The 17,563-nt window shown below is 64.3% G+C and carries 18 protein-coding genes; 8 read left to right on the top strand and 10 right to left on the bottom strand.

The annotated features are described in order from the left end of the window. Nucleotides 1–49: 49 nt before the first annotated feature. The 3 genes from ACQY78_RS17495 to ACQY78_RS17485 all read right to left on the bottom strand — a co-directional run bounded on the left by ACQY78_RS17495 (nucleotide 50) and on the right by ACQY78_RS17485 (nucleotide 2,859). Nucleotides 50–637 (bottom strand): ANTAR domain-containing response regulator, encoded by a 588-nt coding sequence (locus ACQY78_RS17495; protein WP_428677118.1) that lies wholly within the window; start codon nucleotides 635–637, stop codon nucleotides 50–52. A 56-nt stretch (nucleotides 638–693) separates the two neighbouring features. After that, on the bottom strand, nucleotides 694–2,622 hold the full coding sequence (locus ACQY78_RS17490) for a protein kinase domain-containing protein (protein WP_428677116.1): 1,929 nt from the start codon (nucleotides 2,620–2,622) through the stop codon (nucleotides 694–696). A gap of 66 nt (nucleotides 2,623–2,688) precedes the next feature. Continuing rightward, nucleotides 2,689–2,859, bottom strand: coding sequence for a hypothetical protein (locus tag ACQY78_RS17485; protein ID WP_428677114.1), 171 nt, complete (start codon nucleotides 2,857–2,859; stop codon nucleotides 2,689–2,691). Nucleotides 2,860–3,109: 250 nt separating this feature from the next. Here ACQY78_RS17485 and ACQY78_RS17480 point away from each other — a divergent pair, with 250 nt between their 5' ends. The 4 genes from ACQY78_RS17480 to ACQY78_RS17465 all read left to right on the top strand — a co-directional run bounded on the left by ACQY78_RS17480 (nucleotide 3,110) and on the right by ACQY78_RS17465 (nucleotide 6,134). Then, complete coding sequence (locus tag ACQY78_RS17480; protein ID WP_428677112.1) at nucleotides 3,110–3,862, top strand: SDR family NAD(P)-dependent oxidoreductase; 753 nt, start codon at nucleotides 3,110–3,112, stop codon at nucleotides 3,860–3,862. Between the two features lie 9 nt (nucleotides 3,863–3,871). Continuing rightward, nucleotides 3,872–4,675 (top strand): putative hydro-lyase, encoded by an 804-nt coding sequence (locus tag ACQY78_RS17475; RefSeq protein WP_425068963.1) that lies wholly within the window; start codon nucleotides 3,872–3,874, stop codon nucleotides 4,673–4,675. After that, on the top strand, nucleotides 4,675–5,361 hold the full coding sequence (locus tag ACQY78_RS17470) for a DUF2848 domain-containing protein (protein WP_428677111.1): 687 nt from the start codon (nucleotides 4,675–4,677) through the stop codon (nucleotides 5,359–5,361). The genes ACQY78_RS17475 and ACQY78_RS17470 overlap by 1 nt, the downstream gene beginning before the upstream one ends. A gap of 80 nt (nucleotides 5,362–5,441) precedes the next feature. Then, nucleotides 5,442–6,134, top strand: a complete 693-nt coding sequence (locus tag ACQY78_RS17465; RefSeq protein ID WP_428677109.1) for a GntR family transcriptional regulator — start codon at nucleotides 5,442–5,444, stop codon at nucleotides 6,132–6,134. Nucleotides 6,135–6,315: 181 nt separating this feature from the next. Here the strand turns inward: ACQY78_RS17465 and ACQY78_RS17460 are convergent, their stop codons facing one another. The 5 genes from ACQY78_RS17460 to ACQY78_RS17440 are packed head-to-tail and all read right to left on the bottom strand — an operon-like array spanning nucleotide 6,316 to nucleotide 11,256. Then, entirely contained in the window at nucleotides 6,316–7,494 is a 1,179-nt protein-coding gene (locus tag ACQY78_RS17460) for a M24 family metallopeptidase (RefSeq protein WP_428677107.1), read from the bottom strand. Next, entirely contained in the window at nucleotides 7,494–8,288 is a 795-nt protein-coding gene (locus ACQY78_RS17455; RefSeq protein WP_428677106.1) for an amino acid ABC transporter ATP-binding protein, read from the bottom strand. Before ACQY78_RS17455 ends, ACQY78_RS17460 begins: the two co-directional genes overlap by 1 nt. Nucleotides 8,289–8,334: 46 nt before the next feature. Then, nucleotides 8,335–9,027 carry an amino acid ABC transporter permease gene (locus ACQY78_RS17450; RefSeq protein ID WP_428677104.1) on the bottom strand — a complete coding sequence of 231 codons (693 nt, stop codon included), beginning with the start codon at nucleotides 9,025–9,027 and terminating at the stop codon, nucleotides 8,335–8,337. A 17-nt stretch (nucleotides 9,028–9,044) separates the two neighbouring features. Further along, nucleotides 9,045–9,887, bottom strand: coding sequence for a substrate-binding periplasmic protein (locus tag ACQY78_RS17445; RefSeq protein WP_428677102.1), 843 nt, complete (start codon nucleotides 9,885–9,887; stop codon nucleotides 9,045–9,047). Nucleotides 9,888–9,915: 28 nt separating this feature from the next. Continuing rightward, a complete protein-coding gene (locus ACQY78_RS17440) occupies nucleotides 9,916–11,256 on the bottom strand; it encodes an LLM class flavin-dependent oxidoreductase (protein ID WP_428686419.1) in 1,341 nt (446 codons plus the stop codon). 264 nt (nucleotides 11,257–11,520) lie between these two features. Here ACQY78_RS17440 and ACQY78_RS17435 point away from each other — a divergent pair, with 264 nt between their 5' ends. Next, the gene (locus ACQY78_RS17435; RefSeq protein WP_428677100.1) at nucleotides 11,521–12,495 is read left to right on the top strand and encodes a GntR family transcriptional regulator; all 975 of its coding nucleotides are present in this window, start codon (nucleotides 11,521–11,523) and stop codon (nucleotides 12,493–12,495) included. Here ACQY78_RS17435 and ACQY78_RS17430 read toward each other — a convergent pair. Beyond that, nucleotides 12,461–13,660, bottom strand: coding sequence for a M24 family metallopeptidase (locus ACQY78_RS17430; protein ID WP_428686417.1), 1,200 nt, complete (start codon nucleotides 13,658–13,660; stop codon nucleotides 12,461–12,463). The two genes, ACQY78_RS17435 and ACQY78_RS17430, sit on opposite strands and share 35 nt — an antisense overlap. Before the next feature lie 296 nt (nucleotides 13,661–13,956). On the opposite strand from ACQY78_RS17430, the gene ACQY78_RS17425 reads away from it, so the two are divergent. Next, nucleotides 13,957–14,883: a Bug family tripartite tricarboxylate transporter substrate binding protein gene (locus ACQY78_RS17425; protein WP_428677099.1), complete on the top strand. Its 927-nt coding sequence runs from the start codon at nucleotides 13,957–13,959 to the stop codon at nucleotides 14,881–14,883. 183 nt (nucleotides 14,884–15,066) lie between these two features. Further along, the gene (locus ACQY78_RS17420) at nucleotides 15,067–16,269 is read left to right on the top strand and encodes a CaiB/BaiF CoA transferase family protein (protein WP_428677097.1); all 1,203 of its coding nucleotides are present in this window, start codon (nucleotides 15,067–15,069) and stop codon (nucleotides 16,267–16,269) included. Here ACQY78_RS17420 and ACQY78_RS17415 read toward each other — a convergent pair. Further along, a complete protein-coding gene (locus ACQY78_RS17415) occupies nucleotides 16,253–16,780 on the bottom strand; it encodes a hypothetical protein (RefSeq protein ID WP_428677095.1) in 528 nt (175 codons plus the stop codon). The genes ACQY78_RS17420 and ACQY78_RS17415 overlap by 17 nt on opposite strands. A 107-nt stretch (nucleotides 16,781–16,887) precedes the next feature. Here ACQY78_RS17415 and ACQY78_RS17410 point away from each other — a divergent pair, with 107 nt between their 5' ends. Further along, nucleotides 16,888–17,556, top strand: coding sequence for an aspartate/glutamate racemase family protein (locus tag ACQY78_RS17410; RefSeq protein ID WP_428677093.1), 669 nt, complete (start codon nucleotides 16,888–16,890; stop codon nucleotides 17,554–17,556). The last annotated feature ends 7 nt before the right edge of the window (nucleotides 17,557–17,563 follow it).

Below are 17,563 nucleotides of genomic sequence, written 5' to 3'. Positions count from 1 at the left end.
CTGCTTACAAATACAGCATGGTCGCCGAATAGGCAGGCACACGGCCCGCTCAGAATTTGAGCGCCTTCGCGTAGGTCAGGAGGTCCTGGGCGACCTCGCCGATGCGCTTGTTCTGGTCCATCGCGAGCTTGCGCAGCAGCTTGTACGCCGCTTCCTCGCCGATCCCCTTCTGCTCCATCAGCAGGCCCTTGGCCCGATCGACCGTCTTGCGCTCGACCAGCGACAGGCGCGCGCGCTCGAGCTCCTCGCGCATCGTGTGATAGCGATTGAAGTGCGCGACCGCGACATCGACGACCGGTTGTACGCGATCCTGCGTCAGACCTTTCACGACATAGGCCGAGACGCCCGCCTCCATCCCGGCGGCGATCGTCGCCGGGTCGGAGCGGTCGGCGAACAGCGCGATCGGCCGCGGCTGCTGCTCGGTCGTGCGCCGGAGATCCTCAATCGCGTCGCGGCCGGGACTGTCGATGCTGATCACGATGACGTCGGGTTGCAGGACGCTGACGCGCGCCGCGAGGTCGTAGGTGCCGTCGAGCCGCGCCAGCAACACATAGCCGGCATCGCGCAGTCCTGACTCCACGATCTCGGCGCGGGTGGGATTGTCGTCGATCAGCACGACGGAAAGCGGTTTTGACACGGGCGGCGGCTGTAACTCTCTTTAAGCCGCGGGGCGCAACTTCCGTGCCACCGATGTTACGGGCCTGATTCGACGAGCTTTCCGTCTGCCCAGCGTCCCGGGCGCATCTTGCCGTCGGCGTCGGTGACCTGGCCGTAGCCGTTGCGCTGTCCGCCGCGAAAGCCGCCTTCATAGCGCTCGCGCTCGCCGATGCGTTCGACACCCGGCCCATCCAGCAGGTCGCCGTGAAACTCGCCGGCCTGCACGGCGTTCGGATCGGCCAGGGTCCGGCGGAGGCCGAGGCCTTCGAGACGGCCGCCGACGAAGTTGCCCTCCGAGCGCTCGACGCCCGGCTTCTCGCGAAGACCAAGTCCGGTCGACTTGCCTTCTTTCCACTGCCCGGCATAGCGCGTGTCGTCGGCAAGCCGCACGGTGCCGAGACCGTTCATCAGGTCGGCGCTCCAGTCCCCGGCCTGGCGCTCGCCATTGACCAGTTCGGCGACGCCAAGCCCCTGCCGTTTGCCATCGACGACCTGACCGACATAGCTGGCGCCGCTGCCGTAAGTCAGGCGTTCGCTGTTCTCGAGGTCGGGGCGTGCAGCGCGGGCCGCCACGATCCGGGCCTCGCCCGCCATGGCGCGCGCGGCGCGCGCGGCTTCCTCGGCCCGGTCGAACACGGCCCGAGCTTCGGTTGCCGCGCGCGTCGCCTGGTCGGCCAGCGCCTTCTGAGCCGATGTGTCGGGCGCCGTGACGGGCGGTTTGGCTGGAGCCTGAGCCGGCGGCGTCGCGGACGGCGGAACGGGCGTGGATGTCGCGGTGCCCTGGGAGGGTTCCGTCGGAACGCCGATCGGAACCGACGAGGGCAGGCTTGCCTGTGTCTCGACCTTCGGCGTGTCGAGGAAGCGCTCGCGAAGTTGCGGCGCCGCCTTCCAGATGCCGACAGCGGCCAGGACCAGCAGCACGATCGGCAGACGGCGGCGGACGAAGCCTTTCCGCCGCGTGACCGGAGGCTCGACGGAGGGTTCCTCGGCGGGAGACCGGCTCGCGCCGCCAAGGCGGGGCCCCGACGCGACCTGTGCCGGTGCGGGCTCGGTCGTCATGCGTTGGGTCGGGGCATCCTCGACCCGCGGCAAGGCCCCACCGAACAGCGTGCGCCATTCGGCAATGGATTGCGGTCGCTGCTCGGGGGCGAACGCCAGGCCCCGGTCGATCGCCGACAGCATCGCCGGATCGAAACGATCGGCATGGGTCGCCGCGAGCGGCCGGTACGGGTCCGTGCCCACTCGGCTCACCGCCTCGGGTGGCGGCGAACCCGTGATCGTGTGATGCAGCACCGCCGCCGTCGCATAAATGTCGGTCCACGGCCCCTGCTTGCCGTCCATCGCGTATTGCTCGATCGGCGCATATTGCGGCGTCAGGATGCTGGTCAGCGTGCGCGTGCGGCCGCCCATCGCCTGACGCGCCGCGCCGAAGTCGATCAGGATCGGCACGCCATCGCGCCTCACGATCACGTTCGACGGCTTGATGTCGCGGTGCAGGAAGCCCTGGGCGTGAACGGCGCCGAGGCCGCTCAGCATGCCGTCGGTCAGGCGGCGGATCTCGTCGGGCTGAAGGCGGCGGCCGGGCTGGCGCAGCAGCTGCGCGACGCTGTGGCCGTCCTCGAACTCCATGACCGTATAGGCGGTGCCGTTAGCCTCGAAGTAGCGCAGCACCGGCACGATATGGACATGCCGGAACCGCGCCAGCGCCCGCGCCTCGTCGAGGAAGCGCTCTCGACCCCAGGTGAAATCATCGGCGAAGCGCGAGCCGCGCGGCGCCACCTGGCCATCGGCCCGGCGCGTCGCGAACTCGACGGGCATGTATTCCTTGATGGCGACGAACTTGGCGAGCTGGGTGTCGAAGGCCCGATAGGTGATGCCGAAGCCGCCATGGCCGATCAGAGCGTCGAGGCGATAATCGCCCAGTCGCGTGCCGAGCGGCAAAGCTTGATCGTGTTCTGCTGTCATGGGCACGCGCAACCTCGGCCCCTAAATGCGCGCTCCCGGCCAGCCGCACAAGCGGCTGAATCGCGATTAGCGGCTGGCGTCCGACGCCGTAAACGACCGGTGCAGGCCGGCGTCGCGCATTTCCGGCATGAGCTGCATGATCATGAGCAGCACGCAGAGACCGATCGCCGTCAGCATCGTGGCAGGGCCCGTGCGCAGATGGGGGGTGGGCGTGGAGACCCGTCGTTCGTCCGTCATGTCGAACAACTCCAAAAATATAAACGTCGTCAAAAATAACTACGGCCGAGCGGCCCTAAAATTGGGCCAAGCCTGGGCAGACCTTAGATCAAATTGCCTTAAAAATCCAACAAAGTCGTGTAATCACAAGGGTTTAATAGATAATGTGAAGAACAAAAGCGAACACCACTATTGATGGCGTGTGTCTTGCGTGGAGGCGAGACGCAAGATCGGCCGCGAACTCCGGCCCCGGCCGGGTTAGGATCGTCCCATGAATACAGCCCCACGCGACAATGTCAGGACCATCGTTCTGACCGGCGCCAGCCGCGGCATCGGCCATGCGACCGTCAAGAAATTCAGCGCCAATGGCTGGCGGGTCATCACGATCTCGCGCCAACCCTTCAGCGCCCTCTGCCCGTGGCCGAGCGGCGGCGAGAATCACGTGCAGCTCGACCTCGCCGATCCCGTCGATATCGGGCGCGGTATCGAACAGATCCGCTCGCGCCTTGCCGGCGGCCGGCTCGACGCGCTGGTCAACAACGCCGCCATCTCGCCCAAGGGCAAGGCCGGTGGGAGACTCGGCGCGATGGACACGCCGTTCGATCTCTGGCGGCAGGTGTTCAACGTCAATTTCTTCGCGCCCGTGGCGCTGGCCCGCGGGTTGGTCGACGAGCTGTCGAAGGCGCAGGGCTGCGTCGTCAACGTGACGTCGATCGCCGGCAGCCGCGTCCATCCGTTCGCGGGTTCCGCCTACGCCACCTCGAAGGCGGCACTCGCCGCGCTGACCCGCGAGATGAGTCACGATTTCGGACCGCGCGGCATTCGCGTCAACGCGATCGCGCCCGGCGAGATCGACACGGCGATCCTGTCGCCCGGCACGGAGAAGATCGTCGAGGAGCAGATCCCAATGCGCCGGCTCGGCACGCCCGACGAAGTGGCGGACGTGATCCACTTTCTTTGCGAGAAGGGATCGAGTTACGTTTCGGGGGCCGAGATCCAGATCAACGGCGGCCAGCACGTCTAGGAGTTCGCGATGGACAGCACGATCACCAGCTTCAAGGGCGAGACCGGCCGCGACGCGCGGCGGCGCATCCGCAGCGGCGGTCACCGTCTGCCGACGTCCGGCATGGCGCCGGGTTACGTCCAGGGTAATCTCGCGATCCTGCCGAAGGCCCTGGCGGCCGACTTTGCCCGCTTCTGCCAGCTCAATCCCAAGCCCTGCCCCCTGCTCGCTTCCTCGGAGCCGGGCGACTGGCGCCTGCCGACGCTCGGCGAGGATCTCGATATCCGCACCGACATTCCCTACTACCGGATCTGGAAGAACGGCGTGATGGTCGAGGAAGTCACCGACCTCAAGTCAGTGTGGCGCGACGACCTCGTCTCCTTCGTGCTGGGTTGCTCCTTCTCCTTCGAAGACGCGCTGGTCGAGAACGGCCTCGAGATTCGCCACCAGAGCTGCGGCACCAATGTGCCGATGTTCCGCACCAACATCGAATGCGCGCCATCGGGCCCCTTCCACGGTCCGATGGTCGTATCGATGCGCCCCTTCAAGCCGGCCGGCGCCATCCGCGCCATCCAGGTGACGACACGCTTTCCGACCGTGCACGGGGCGCCGGTCCATATCGGCAAGCCCGAACTGATCGGCATCAAGGACATCAACAAGCCCGACTACGGCGATCCGGCGCCCGTGCGCGACGACGAGCTGCCGGTCTTCTGGGCCTGCGGGGTCACTCCGCAATCGGTCGTGGCCACCGTGAAGCCCGAGTTCTGCATCACCCACGCGCCGGGCTACATGCTGGTGAGCGACCTGCTCAATTCGCAGCTCGCCATTCTGTAATGGCGCGCCTGGAATTCGAGGGCCACGCCAAGGGCGCGGTCGAAAACGTCGCCGTCGACATCAAGGATCTCGTCATCGCCGGCTGGACCGGGCGCGACGTGACCGCGCTCAACCATCATATCGAGGAACTCAAGGCGATCGGCGTGCAGCCGCCGTCGCGGGTGCCGATCTATTACCGTGCCGCCGCGCAGATGCTGACGCAGGCCGATCGCATCCAGGTGCTGGGCGAGGACAGTTCGGGCGAGGTCGAGCCGGTGCTGATCGGCGCCGCCGACCGGCTCTGGGTGACGGTCGGCGCCGACCACACCGACCGCAAGGTCGAAAGCTACGGCATCGCCGTCTCCAAGCAGATGTGCGCCAAGCCGATCGGCCGCACCGCCTGGCGCTTCGAGGAAGTCGAGGCGCACTGGGACAGCCTGATCCTGCGCAGTTACGTTCAGGAAGGCGGCAAGAAGGTTCTCTACCAGGAAGGGCCGCTGTCCAAGATTCGCGATCCGCGCGAGCTGATCTTCGCCTGGAAGGACAACAAGCGCCTGCCCACGGGAACCGTGATGTTCTGCGGCACCATGCCGGCGATCGGCGGCATCCGCTCCTCGTCGCGCTTCGAGATGGAACTCGAGGATCTCGTGCTGGGCCGCAAGATCACCCACGCCTACGACATCGAAGTGCTGCCGATCATCGCCTGAGCCCCCTCCCGCCGGCAACAGCAACGGGGCGTAAAGTATCGTTGTTGTCGCACGCCCTGGACCGAACTAAGCCTGTCGCCATGAAGAGCAAGGTGATCAGCCGTTCGAGGGCGGCGACGGCCAGATCCAAGCACGAGACGCCAGTCTCCCTGAGCGAGCAGGCCTATCGCGAAATCAAGCGCCTGATCCTGAGACTGAAGCTCAAGCCCGGCGACTATCTGAACGAAGCCAAGTTGTCGGAGACCCTGGGAGTGGGCCGTACGCCCGTCAATCGAGCGGTGCACCGGCTCAGTTTCGAGGGGCTGATCCAGATCCTGCCGCGCAAAGGGCTCCTCGTTCAGCCCCTTTCTTTCGACGAAGTGGCCGACCTCATCGATGTTCGCCGTCTCAATGAACCCTACTGTGCGCGTTGCGCGGCGGAACATATCGATGCCGCAGAACTGGAGGCGCTCACGGGCCTCCTGCACCGCGCGGCGCAGGCCGTCGAGCGTCGCGACATCGACACGGTGGTCGATCTCGACCGGACCTTTCACCAGATCCTGTCCCGGGCCTCTCGCAACAAGGTCCTGCACGAGATGCTGATGCAGCTTCATGATCGCTCTCAGCGCTTCTGGACCGTCTCCCTCTCCGACGTTCGTCACCTCGAAGAAATCGTGCCGGAGCACACCGCAATCATTGAAGCGCTGAAGAGGCGCGACGCGGCCGGTGCAGCGACCGCCATGGAAGCGCACATCGAGTCCTTCAGCGCCACGATGAAGCGGGCGCTGCGCTGAATCGGTGCGACACGCCACTGGCGCAATGGGCGGTCTAGTCCAGAGGCTATCGTTTGATTCCACCTCTGCCGTGGAGTCTGAGGTCGTTGTCAAGACACCAGCGTCGCTGCGGCCCTGGTCGCCCCCATGGCATCAGCGAGTCTCCCCCGGTCAGGCTTCGAAGGTGTTGGAAATTTTCCGATCACCACCAGTAGAGGGGCGTGTTTGTAATCAATTCATTGCTGTCTTTGCCGATGATGATGATGTCCTCGACGAAGGCCGAGCCGGCGCCGTCTTGCGCCAGGAAGGCCTCGACGCCGAAAACCATGCTCTCGGCCACCTTGTCCTCGGGCATCGACATCGTGCTGCCAATGCGTGGCAGTTCGAACGTAAGGCCGACGCCGTGACCATAAAAGGGAAATGACTTCGCGAAGGGCGAGATCGTTCCGCCGAAGTCGGCGGTCATCTTGTCTCCCCTTGCGGCGACGTCGAGAAGGGTAACGCCCGGCCGCATCATGTCGCACAGGGTGCGGACGATATTGCCAGTGGCTTCGACCAATTCCTTCTGGGCGGGGTTGGGGCCGCCGCGGACAGCCGTCCGGCCGGGGTCCAGCCAGTAGCCCTCATGAAAAGCCGCGGTAATGCTCCCCTTGACCATGTCGCCGATCTTGGGCGTGTCGGGGCTGTAGCCCGTGATGGTCTTGCGATGACTCCAGCCGATCGTGTCGCCGTGGTTCGTGCCGACAGTCTGGATGCGGCCACCGCGCCGAATCACCTCCCTCGCTGCGTCGCCTGCCGCTTCCTGCTCAGATTTACCGCCCAGCAGGCCTTCCATTAGCGTGTTGAGGCCAATGGTCGCCGTTTCGCCGGCGATCCGGTAGGCATCGAGTTCTCGCGGGCTCTTGTACATTCGCACGGCTCGCACGAGATCGTCGGCAGTAACCCATTCGATCCCGGGCGCACCCTCGACGAGCTGGCGATAGTATTTCACGGGGATGAATTCAGTACCGACCAGCGCCACTCTGCCTTCGATCCTGCGCGCCGCCAGCGCGTCGGCAACCCCTTTGAACGGGTGATTGTGGCTATGGACATCGGCAATGGTGAGGACGCGCGGCCGAGGTTCGGGTTCGTCGATGTGCAGTTGTGGCGCGCGGCCGAGCTGTAAGATCACTGCGGCGAACGAGCGCGCCGACCAGATGGCAGAATCGAGCCCGGCGTTAGTGGCGTAATGGTTGGCGAGGTAGAGAATGTCGCCGCAATTGTCCATCGTGCCACCTGCACGACCGAACACGACGGCGGTCTCGAAGCCACGGAACTCCATCTCGGCCATGACGCGGCTCCAGCGGCCTTCGTATTCGTCCAAGGGGAAATAGCGTTCCATTACTCTGCCTTTCTGTCGATGACGGCGCGCAGGAAGGAGCGAGTGCGCTCCTGGGCGGGTGACTTGAAGATGACGTCTGGTGGGCCCTGCTCGATGATCCGGCCTGCATCCATTACGACGACACGGTCGGCGACCTGGGCGGCGAAGGCCATTTCGTGGGTGACGATCACCATGGTCATGCCGTCGGCCGCGAGATTGCGCATGACATCGAGTACCTCGCCGATCAGCTCGGGATCGAGCGCCGACGTCGCCTCGTCGAAGAGCATGGCCCGCGGCTGCATGGCGAGCGCGCGCGCGATGGCGACGCGCTGCTGTTGGCCGCCGGAGAGCTCATGCGGGTAGCTACTCGCCTTCATGGCCAGGTTCATGCGCGCCAGCAGGGCTTCTGCGCGCGCGGCTGCTTCCTGCTTCGGCAGTCCGCGCACCCGATACGGGCCCTGCATCACGTTCTCGAGCGCAGTCAGAGTGGGAAAGAGATTGAACCGCTGAAAGACCATGCCGAGCTCGAGGCGCACGCTCTTCAGCACGTTGCGGTCGATCCGGCCGCGCTTGATTGTCGTCGCGTCCTGGAGGGTGATGTCGTCGACGACGATCCTGCCGGCGTTGATGGTCTCGAGGCCGTTGAACGTCCGAATGAGCGTCGTCTTGCCCGATCCGCTGGGGCCGATCACGACGACGACTTCTCCGCGGTTGACCGTGAGGTCGACGTTCTTGAGCACCTCGGTCTCACCGAAGCTCTTGCACACGCCATGGGCCTCGATCATGTGCGTTGCGCTGCCTGCGCTCTCGGCCATCTCTATCCTTCGATCTCTGGTGTGGCGCCCGGCGTCGGCGGGAAGCTCAAGCGGGCTCGACGGCGATGGCCGGCTTCGACGATCGCTTGAGCGTGATGTCCAGCCTCCGCTCGAGCCGCCGGATGGCGAGGCCGGTCGGATAGCAGACGGCGGCATAGAACACGCCGATAATCGAGTAGACCGTTATGTACTGGAACGTATCCGAGGCGATGAGCTGAGCGGCGAACAGGAGTTCAACGACGGAGACCGTCGAGGCGAGCGCGCTATCCTTGAACAGCGCGATCGCATAGTTGCCAGTCGAGGGCAGTGCGATCCGGATTGCCTGAGGCAGGATCGTGTACCGCATGGTTTCGGACCACGACATGGCGAGAGCGCTGGACGCTTCCCATTGGCCCCGGTCGACGGCAAGGATCGCCGCACGGAACACTTCGCTGAGATAGGCGCCGATGCACATGCCGAGCGCGAGAACACCCGCCGTCATCGGCGAGAGATTGATTCCCAGCATGGGCAGCGCGAAGTAGGCGAAGAAGAGTTGCAGGATCATCGGCGTACAGCGGAAGGTCTCGAGATAGACCGTCGCCGGTATGTACAGCAGCTTCAGCGCCGGATTGAGCCGCATCGCGGCGATGACGAGGCCGATCACGAGCGAGAGCGCGAACGACATGACCGTCAGCAGCACCGTGAACTTGAGCCCGCCGAGCAGCCTGGGCATCCACCCGAGGATTTCGTCCATCGTCATGGCCCTTCGCGCGGCAGCTATTCCCGGCGCAGAAAGACGTCCGCCGGCTTCATTCCGTACTTCTCGAAAATGCTCTTTATCGTGCCGTCGGCGAGCAGTTCGAAGTAGGCCTTGTTGAAGACCGCGGCGAACGACTTGTACTTGGGGTTGATCGGGAAGGCGGCGCCATTGGCCGCTCGGTCGGCGGGGACGTAACCGGTCGCCACCTCGAACTTCAGGCTGGGATCCTTCACGAGCGCGTAGAGGCCGGCGTACTGATCCACGAGGCCGCCGTTCACGCGTCCCGCAGCCACGTCCTGGAGCACGAGATCGCTCGAAGTATAAAGGCGTATCTCGATCGATTTTCCGGCCGGGCACTCCTTGCTCGCCTTCTCGAGCACGGCCGTCCAGACCGTGCCTTTGTAGGTGGCGCCCGTGTGGCCGCAGAGGTCAGCCAGAGATTTGATGCCGAGCGGATTTCCCTTGGCAACGAACATGCCCTCGGAATTGTAGAGAAGGATATCGGTGAACAGCACCTGCTTGGCACGCGCAGGCGTCACGAACATCGTGTTGGCCGCGATGTCCACCTTGCCGGAGACCAGCGCCGGAATGATGCTGTCGAACGGCATGGAGACCGGATTGAGCGTTGCGTCAATGCCGGCCTTCTTCAGCACCGCGAGCGTGATGTCCGGCATGATGCCGGTCGCCTGGCCCGATGCATCGAGCGTGGACCAGGCTGGAGAATGGCCGACGGCAGTATCGAGCTTCTTGGTCGTCTTCAGCTTTGCCAGGAGATCGTCCTCTTGGGCGTAAGCCACCTGACCGGCCAGGGCGGCGATCAGGCCGATGCAGGTCGCAATGCGTTTGGCGTGATTCTTCACTGTGCTCTCCGTGTTGATCGGGGGGCGCTCATCGAGCGGCGACATTGGGAAAGTGTGGGTTCACCGGATGATCGAGGCCGAGATGGCCGCGCAGCGTGCTCGTGGCGTACTCGGTTCGAGCCAGGCCGCGCCGCTGAAGCTCCGGGATGACCAGGTCGACGAAGTTGCGCAGCCCGCGCGGCGCCAACGGCGCCAGGATCGTGAAGCCGTCGCAAGCCTGGCTGCGGTACCAATCCTCCATTTCGTCGGCGATCTGCCGCGGCGTGCCGCGGAACAAGGGAGCGCCGATCGAGGGCAGAGACCGCTCGTAGGTCTGACGGATACTCCAGCCGCCCTTGCGCGACATATCGATGATGTATTCGCGCAGGCTGCTGCCGCCCAGGGTGTGGCCCGGCACGTCGGGCAGGGGGCCGTCGAGCGGATACGGTGAAAGGTCCATCTCCATGATCTTCGACAGGTAGTGGACACCGAGCGTCGGCGAGATCAGTCCCTGCAGTTCCTCGTAGAGCTCGTCGGCCTCGGCCGTCGTTCGGCCGACGAAGACGCTGATGCCGGGCAGGATCTTCAGCGACTCCGGCTTGCGCCCGTACTTGCTCATGCGTCCCTTGACGCCGGCATAGGCATCGAGGCAGTGCTGCTTGGTGCTGCCGGCGCCGAACAGGGCATCGGCGTGTCGCGCAGCGAGTTCCATGCCGCGGCTGGACTGGCCGGCCATGAACACGACTGGTCGCCCCTGCGGCGAGCGCGCGACGTTGAGCGGGCCTTTCACTCTGAAGTGCGGGCCTTCGTGATCGATGTTCCGCACACGACTTGGATCGAGGAATTGGCCCGTCGGCTTGTCTTCCGGAAAAGCGTCCTCGGCCCAGCTGTCCCATAGGTCGATCACGACGTCGTGGAATTCCTCCGCCCGCGTGTAGCGCTCCTCACGGAGCATGTGCTCGGTGCGGCTGAAGTTGAGAGCATCGCCCGCGTAGGAGGTCGTGACGAGATTCCATCCGGCGCGGCCGCGGCTGATGTGATCGAGCGAAGCAAACCGCCGGGCCACCGACCAGGGCTCGTCGTAGGTCGTGGTCGCGGTGGCGACGACGCCGATCTTCTTGGTCAACACGGACACCGCCGAGAGCACAGTCGTTGGCTCGAAACCCACCGGACGCGCTGAAGGATGGTTGGCCGCAAACAGCGCCGGCGGCTGCATGTCGCGCACCGCGTTGCCGTCGGCCAGGAAGACCGCGTCAAACTTTCCGCGTTCAGCGAGCTGGGCCAACTCGATGACGCAGTCGAGATTCATCGCTGTTTGGGAGTACGAGCTAGGATGCCGCCAGCCACCGAGATGGCCGCCAGTCGTGTTGGGAATGGAGACAAGGTTCATCATGTCGGCCGGCGTCTGGTCCTCAAAGGGCAACGCACGGGTCGCAAGAATTGTACCAAAGCATCGGCTGGGTACAATCAACACGAAAGCCTGCAGATAGAGCGCACGCGCGGGTTGCCATTTTCAGAGCAGAGCGCGCCCGCGACGGGTTCCCAAGCTTCAGCGGGGTAGCATTTCAGTTAGAATGCCGAAATATTGTATTGAGGTGATAAAGTGATACAATACAGAGGCTTCGGCCGATAATGACCACACTCACGAACTCCGATGATTGAGCGCAGTCATTTGCCGACGAGACAAAATGGCAGTCACGACCGACCAGCTCTAGACGGCGGTCAGGGTCCGATCGTTCGCCGTCTCTTGAATTACATCGTCGCGAACGACCTTCCGATCGGTGCGCATTTGACAGAGCAAGCCCTGGCGGATGCGCTCAATGTTTCGCGCACTCCAGTGCGCAAGGCGCTCGTTCAACTTCACGCCGAGGGTATCGTCGAAAAGATCGCCCGGCGTGGCTATTTCCTCGAGCGCCCAGCACAAGCGCTGTTCGCCGCCAGCTTCGAGTTCCCCACGTTCGACGAGGATGCCCTCTTCGAAAGAGTGGCACTGGACTATCTCAATGGATCCTTGCCCACACCCTTTTCCGAGCAGGATCTGATCGCGCACTACGAAGTTAGCGCACGTCTCGCACGGGCTGTGATCGACTCGCTTAGCGAAGAGAAAGTCATCGTCCAGGAAAAGGCCGGTGCCTGGCGCTTCAATCCTTTCCTGCTCACCAACGAGGCAAGCTGGGCAAGCTACGACTATCGCCTCGCCACCGAGCCTCAGCTCTTCTTGCTGCCTACGTTTTCTGTGCGCCGCGATCTGGTCCGCGCCTGCCGTGACGAGCACATTCGGCTCTTGACCTTGCCCACAGAGCAGCGGACGGGTCGGCTCGCATTCAAGGTGGATGCCACTTTTCACGAAATGATCGCCACCTGCGCGGAGAATCCGTTCTTCCATTCTGGTGTCGTCCAACACAATCGCTTGCGTCAGCTTCTCGAGTACAGGGATGCTCCGGACGAAAGCCGCATGGTGATCTGGCTCAAGGAACATCTCGATATCATGGATGCGATGGTCAGCGGCTCTGCGACCGAAGCCTCGGAACTCATGCGGACGCACTTGACCAACGCCATGCGCCATCGACGAAGGCCAACGCCCCTTCGCCAGACTAGAAAATCTGGAGGTGGCGCGGAAAGGTCGTGAGGTACTCAGCGCCCTGTTCCGTCACCAGGACCATATCCCCGATCGATGCCGCGCCGACGTCCCTGATGAACAGGTTGGGATGAAGCTCGAACAGCATCCCTGCCTGGACGAGGGCCGGCCTGCCGGTCGCTTGCCCCGCTTCGTAGGGTTGCGGGAACTCGCTCGTGCCGGCCGGATCTTCGTAGCTGTGACCCAGCGCATGGCCGGAGCGAAACTGGAAGACGCCTTCCTCGGCCGGAACGACACCCGCATTGCCTACGGTCGAAATCTCGGCGTTCGGCCGCAGGCCGTCGAACATGGCCGTGTGCATGGCAGCGACACGCGCGAAGATCCGCTCGGCATCGGGGTTGCTGCGTCCGATCGCGCCTGTACGAATGGCGTGCCCCCAATGTCCGTGCAGAATCAACATGATGCCGAGGAGAACCTGATCTCCTTCCTGGGGCACGTGGTAGTTCTCGTCGCGGGTATACCGGCAACGGTCGGGGATCGGCGCAACCGTCAGCCAGGTCTTGCACAGTTCGCAGCCGCGCGAACGGGCATGGTGCTCGAGCTCGGCCTGGATCTGGAAGACGGCCTTCCCCGCATGCAGTGCCGGTCCGAGGCGTTCGAAGATCTCGTCACAGATTCGTCCGGCTTCGCGATGGTAGGCAATCTCGACCGCGTCCTTTATCGCGCGACGTCGCGCCAGTTCGGGCGAACAGTCGATCCATCCGGAAGCCCCGGCAGCCGCCAGTCCGTCCCAAACCGCCATGGGTATTTCCTCGCGACCGACGAGTCCCACCCGGTTCGCTCCTGAGGGGAGCAGAGCAAGGACTTCCTTTGCGAGACCAGGCCCCTTTCCGAAACGCACGTCGCTTATCCAGGCTTGTTCGCGCGCCCGCATGACGGAGAAGACGTTGCCGATGGCGAGGGTCGGGGCTCCCTGCGCCGGCAGCACCAAGACCGATTGCGCGTACTCGGCATCCCAGTCCAGGAGATAGCGCAGGTTGCCATGGCTGCGCGTCGCCATCGCGAGTGCGCTGCCGTGGCCAAAGACCACCAGCGCCTGCAGGCCCTGCTCGACCATCCAGATCTGCAACGAACGGAGGCGCGCCTCCAAGACAACACGCGGGACGGGGCGGGACGGGTCGCATGGCGCGTCAGCGGCGGTGGGTTGAAGTTGCATGGTCATCGCGGCCCCCTGCGTGGTGCATTCCAAGATTTGTCGCTGCCATGCTCGAGCGCAACCGCGTCGGCAAAAGCGCCCAGCGCCTTCGGCGCGGCACGCTCCTTGCTCCAGAACGACCGTTCGATCATGCGTGCCGCTTCAGTGAGATGCAATTAATATTGCAGTGAAATGTTACGTTTGATGTGATCTGACGTGCGGACTAGGGTCTGCTTCCTCATCGGCCACCTCTCGGAACGGAAGACGAAATGAACGCGTTTCTCCATCGTCGTACATTCTTGGCGGGAAGTGCCGCAATGGCCGCCGGCCCGGCGTTTGCCGCCGGGTTTCCCGATCGGGCGCTGAAGCTCGTGGTGCCATTCCCGCCGGGCGCGGGAACCGATGCGACCGCGCGCATCGTGGCGCAGAAGCTGGCAGAAATTCTGCGGCAGACCGTCGTTGTCGACAATATTGCTGGGGCCAACGGACTGATCGGCATGAAGGCGGTGGCGAAGGCACCACCCGACGGTTACACGCTAGGTGTCGCCGTGCCTGGACCGATGGCCATCGCGCAATTCATGTTTCCCGACATGCAGTACGATCCCGAGGCCGACTTCGTCCCGGTGATCAAGATCAACGAGGCCCGTATCGGCCTGGTCGTTGGCAAGCATATCAAGGCAAACACCTTACAGGACCTGATTCGCCTGATCCGGGAGAATCCCGGCAAGATCAATGCCGGCAATGCCACGGTAGGCTCGGTCCATCACCTGATCGCGGAAATGTTCCGCAGCCAGGAGAAGCTCGATTTCACGCTGGTCAACTACAAGGGCGGAGCGGGTGCGCTGAACGACCTGATCGGCGGTCATGTCGATTTCATGTTCATCGGACTGTCGACCATCACCTCCCAAGTGAAGAATGGGACGCTCAAGGCGCTGATGGTGGTCGGCGACACACGGAGTTCAATCCTGCCCGATGTGCCGTGCAGCCGGGAACTTGGCATTCCGGGTCTGATCGGAGCGCAATGGCAGGGCATCGTGGTGCCGAGAGGAACGCCGCCTCAGGTGGTGGAGATCCTGCATGCGGCGTTGCTGCAGGCGCTGCGCGCGCCCGATGTGAAGGAAAAGCTCGAAGCCATCGGGACAGAGGTCACGACCGGATCGGCGGAGGAGTTCGCAGCCTTCCTGCAGGCCGAGCGCAAGCGTTGGGGACCGGTGATCAAGGCTGCCAATATCAAGGTGGAATGAAATGCGACGCGGGCTCGACGATCCCGTCGTCGGCGGCAAGATCCCCCAGGCTTACGACATCGAGACGCTGCCGATCATCACCTAAGGGCGGTCTGCATCGCGACGATGCATGGCTCGGCTGCAGGTCGGGCCTTGCGTGAACCGCGCCGGTAAACGTAGGTTCAGCGCCTTCGGGAGGAACAAGTGACGATCAAGGGCGCATACGACGGCATTACCGTTCTCGACTTCACGCAGGGCATCGCGGGGCCGCACGCCTCCATGCTGCTGGCGCTGCACGGCGCCGACGTGATCAAGGTCGAGCCGCCGGAAGGCGACTGGGGCCGCGCGCTGGGCGAGCTGAAGGGCGACCATTGCGCCCATTCCGTCGCCTTCAACCGCGGCAAGCGTTCGATCGCCCTCGACCTCAAGTCCGCCGATGGCATCGCCGTCGCCAAGAAGATCGCCGCCAAGGCGCATGTCGTGATGGAGAGCTTCCGGCCGGGCGTGATCTCGCGCCTGGGCTTCGGCTACGAGGACATCAAGAAGATCAATCCGAGCGTCGTCTACTGCTCGGTGTCGGGCTTCGGCCAGACCGGCCCCTACAGCAAACGTCCTACGGTCGACGGCCTGATCCAGGCGTTCAGCGGTATGATGGTGATGAACAAGATGCCGGACGGCACGCCGTGGCGGCAGGGCATGATCGCCGTCGACGTGACCACCGGTCTCTATACCTTCCAGGCGCTGGCGACGGCGCTGATGCGCCAGTTCCGCTTCAATGAAGGCTGTTTCATCGATTCGAGCCTGATGCGCGCGGCCGCCGCCTTCCAGGGCGCCAAGCTGATGGAATGGGTGTTCTCCAAGGGCGCACCGCCGGTGCTCTACATGCCGGCCGGCAGCTACAAGACGTCGAATGGCTACATCATGGTGAGCGCCATGCGGCCGCACCATTTCCGCCTGCTGTTCGAACTCATCGGCCGCCAGGACATCGCCGACGACCCCGACCTGCAGAGCCATGAGAACCGCATCAAGAACGCGGCCAAGATCATCAAGGCGCTGAACGAGACGATGCCGACCAAGACGACCGAGGAGTGGATCGCGATTCTGCAGCCCAAGGACGTGTTCTGCGAGCGGGTGAACAATTACTCCGACTATCTCGAGCATCCGCACGTCAAGGAATCGGGGGCCATCGACTGGATCGAGCAGGACGGGTTCGGCCGCATGCCGGTCGCCAACATTGCGGGCCTGCCGCCGGCATCGGAGCACGCGCCGCAGCAGCACGCGCCGCATATCGGCGAGGACGGACCCGATATCCTGAGCGAGCTGGGCTACGCCGCCGCCGAGATCGATGCGCTACTGGCGCGCGGCGGCGTGCGGGCGCCGGCGCCGGCCGTCAAGGCAGCGGACTGAGAACGAAGCGTTCGATGTCGCGGCGGCTGCGCAGCCGCACGACGCGCTTCTCTCCCGCCAGCGCTTCGCACTCCTGGGCGAAGCGCTCGCGATTTCGGCGGTGCGTCTTCAGCGCATAGAGCAGGATCGAGTTCCGGCTGAGGAAGGCGTTGGACAGGGTTTCGCGATTGCCCGTGCCCCACAGCTCCTCGCGCGTGACGGCGCGCTTCACCGTGCGCCGCACCAGGCGCGACATCACGACGGGTAATGGCAGGTCGAGCCAGACCAGTGTGTCGGCCGGACGCCACACGAGATCCCTCACCTGGCCGTAATTGCCGACGACGATCCAGCCGTCGTCGGCGGTCTCGCGCTCGACGCGATGACGGAACAGGTCGACCGGCGCCGGTTGCCAGTCGCGCCCCCAGAAGAGCGCATCGAGCTCGACCACGCGCAGGCCGGCGCGTTCGGCGAGGCGCTCGGCCAGCCAACTCTTGCCCGATCCCGTCGTCCCGAACACCGCCACCCGTCGCATGGACAAACTCTAGCGTCCGCCGCTGGCATTCTGCAGGGACGCTTTTCGCCACACCCCGGCGCCGCCGGACCTGTTGCCGCCCGGCGGCAGATCGGGGACAGTCGCCCATGCATATCGGACTCATCGCGGGCATCGGGCCGGCCGCCACCGACTTCTACTATCGGGGCCTGATCGACCGGCATGTCGGCGTCGGCATTCCGCTCGAGCTCACAATGGCGCATGCCGATGTGCGCGAGATGAGCCGCAATCTCGTGGGCAAAAATCCCAAGAGACAGGCTGAAATCTTCGCCGGCCTTGTCGGCCGCCTGAAAGCGGCCGGCGCCGAGGCCGCTGCCATCACCTCCATGGGCGGCCATTTCTGCGTAAGCGAGCTCATGGCGATCTCGCCGCTGCCTATCCTCAATGCCATTCCGGCGGTCGACGCCGCGCTGGCCAAGGGACGGTTCAGGAAGATCGGAATCCTGGGAACCCGCACTGTCATGGAATCTAAACTATATGGCGGCATCCCCTCGGTGGAGGTCGTCCCGACGGAAGGTGCCGCGCTCGATCTCGTCCATGACAACTACGTCGCGATGGCGACGATCGGACACGTGACCGAGGCCCAGCGCCAGGTCTTCTTCGAGGCCGGTCGCGCACTTTGCGCGCAGGGCGCCGAGGCGATCATGCTGGGCGGCACCGACCTCTTCCTGGCTTTCGCCGGACACGATCCCGGCTTTCCCGTCATCGACTGCGCCGACATCCATGTCGACGCGATCCACGCCACATCGGCCGCCTGACGGCCCG

It is taken from the genome of Reyranella sp. (genome assembly GCF_965279625.1).
Taxonomy (GTDB): domain Bacteria; phylum Pseudomonadota; class Alphaproteobacteria; order Reyranellales; family Reyranellaceae; genus Reyranella.
The sequence above is the reverse complement of the archived record's forward strand: the minus strand, read 5'-3'. Positions and strand labels throughout refer to the sequence as shown.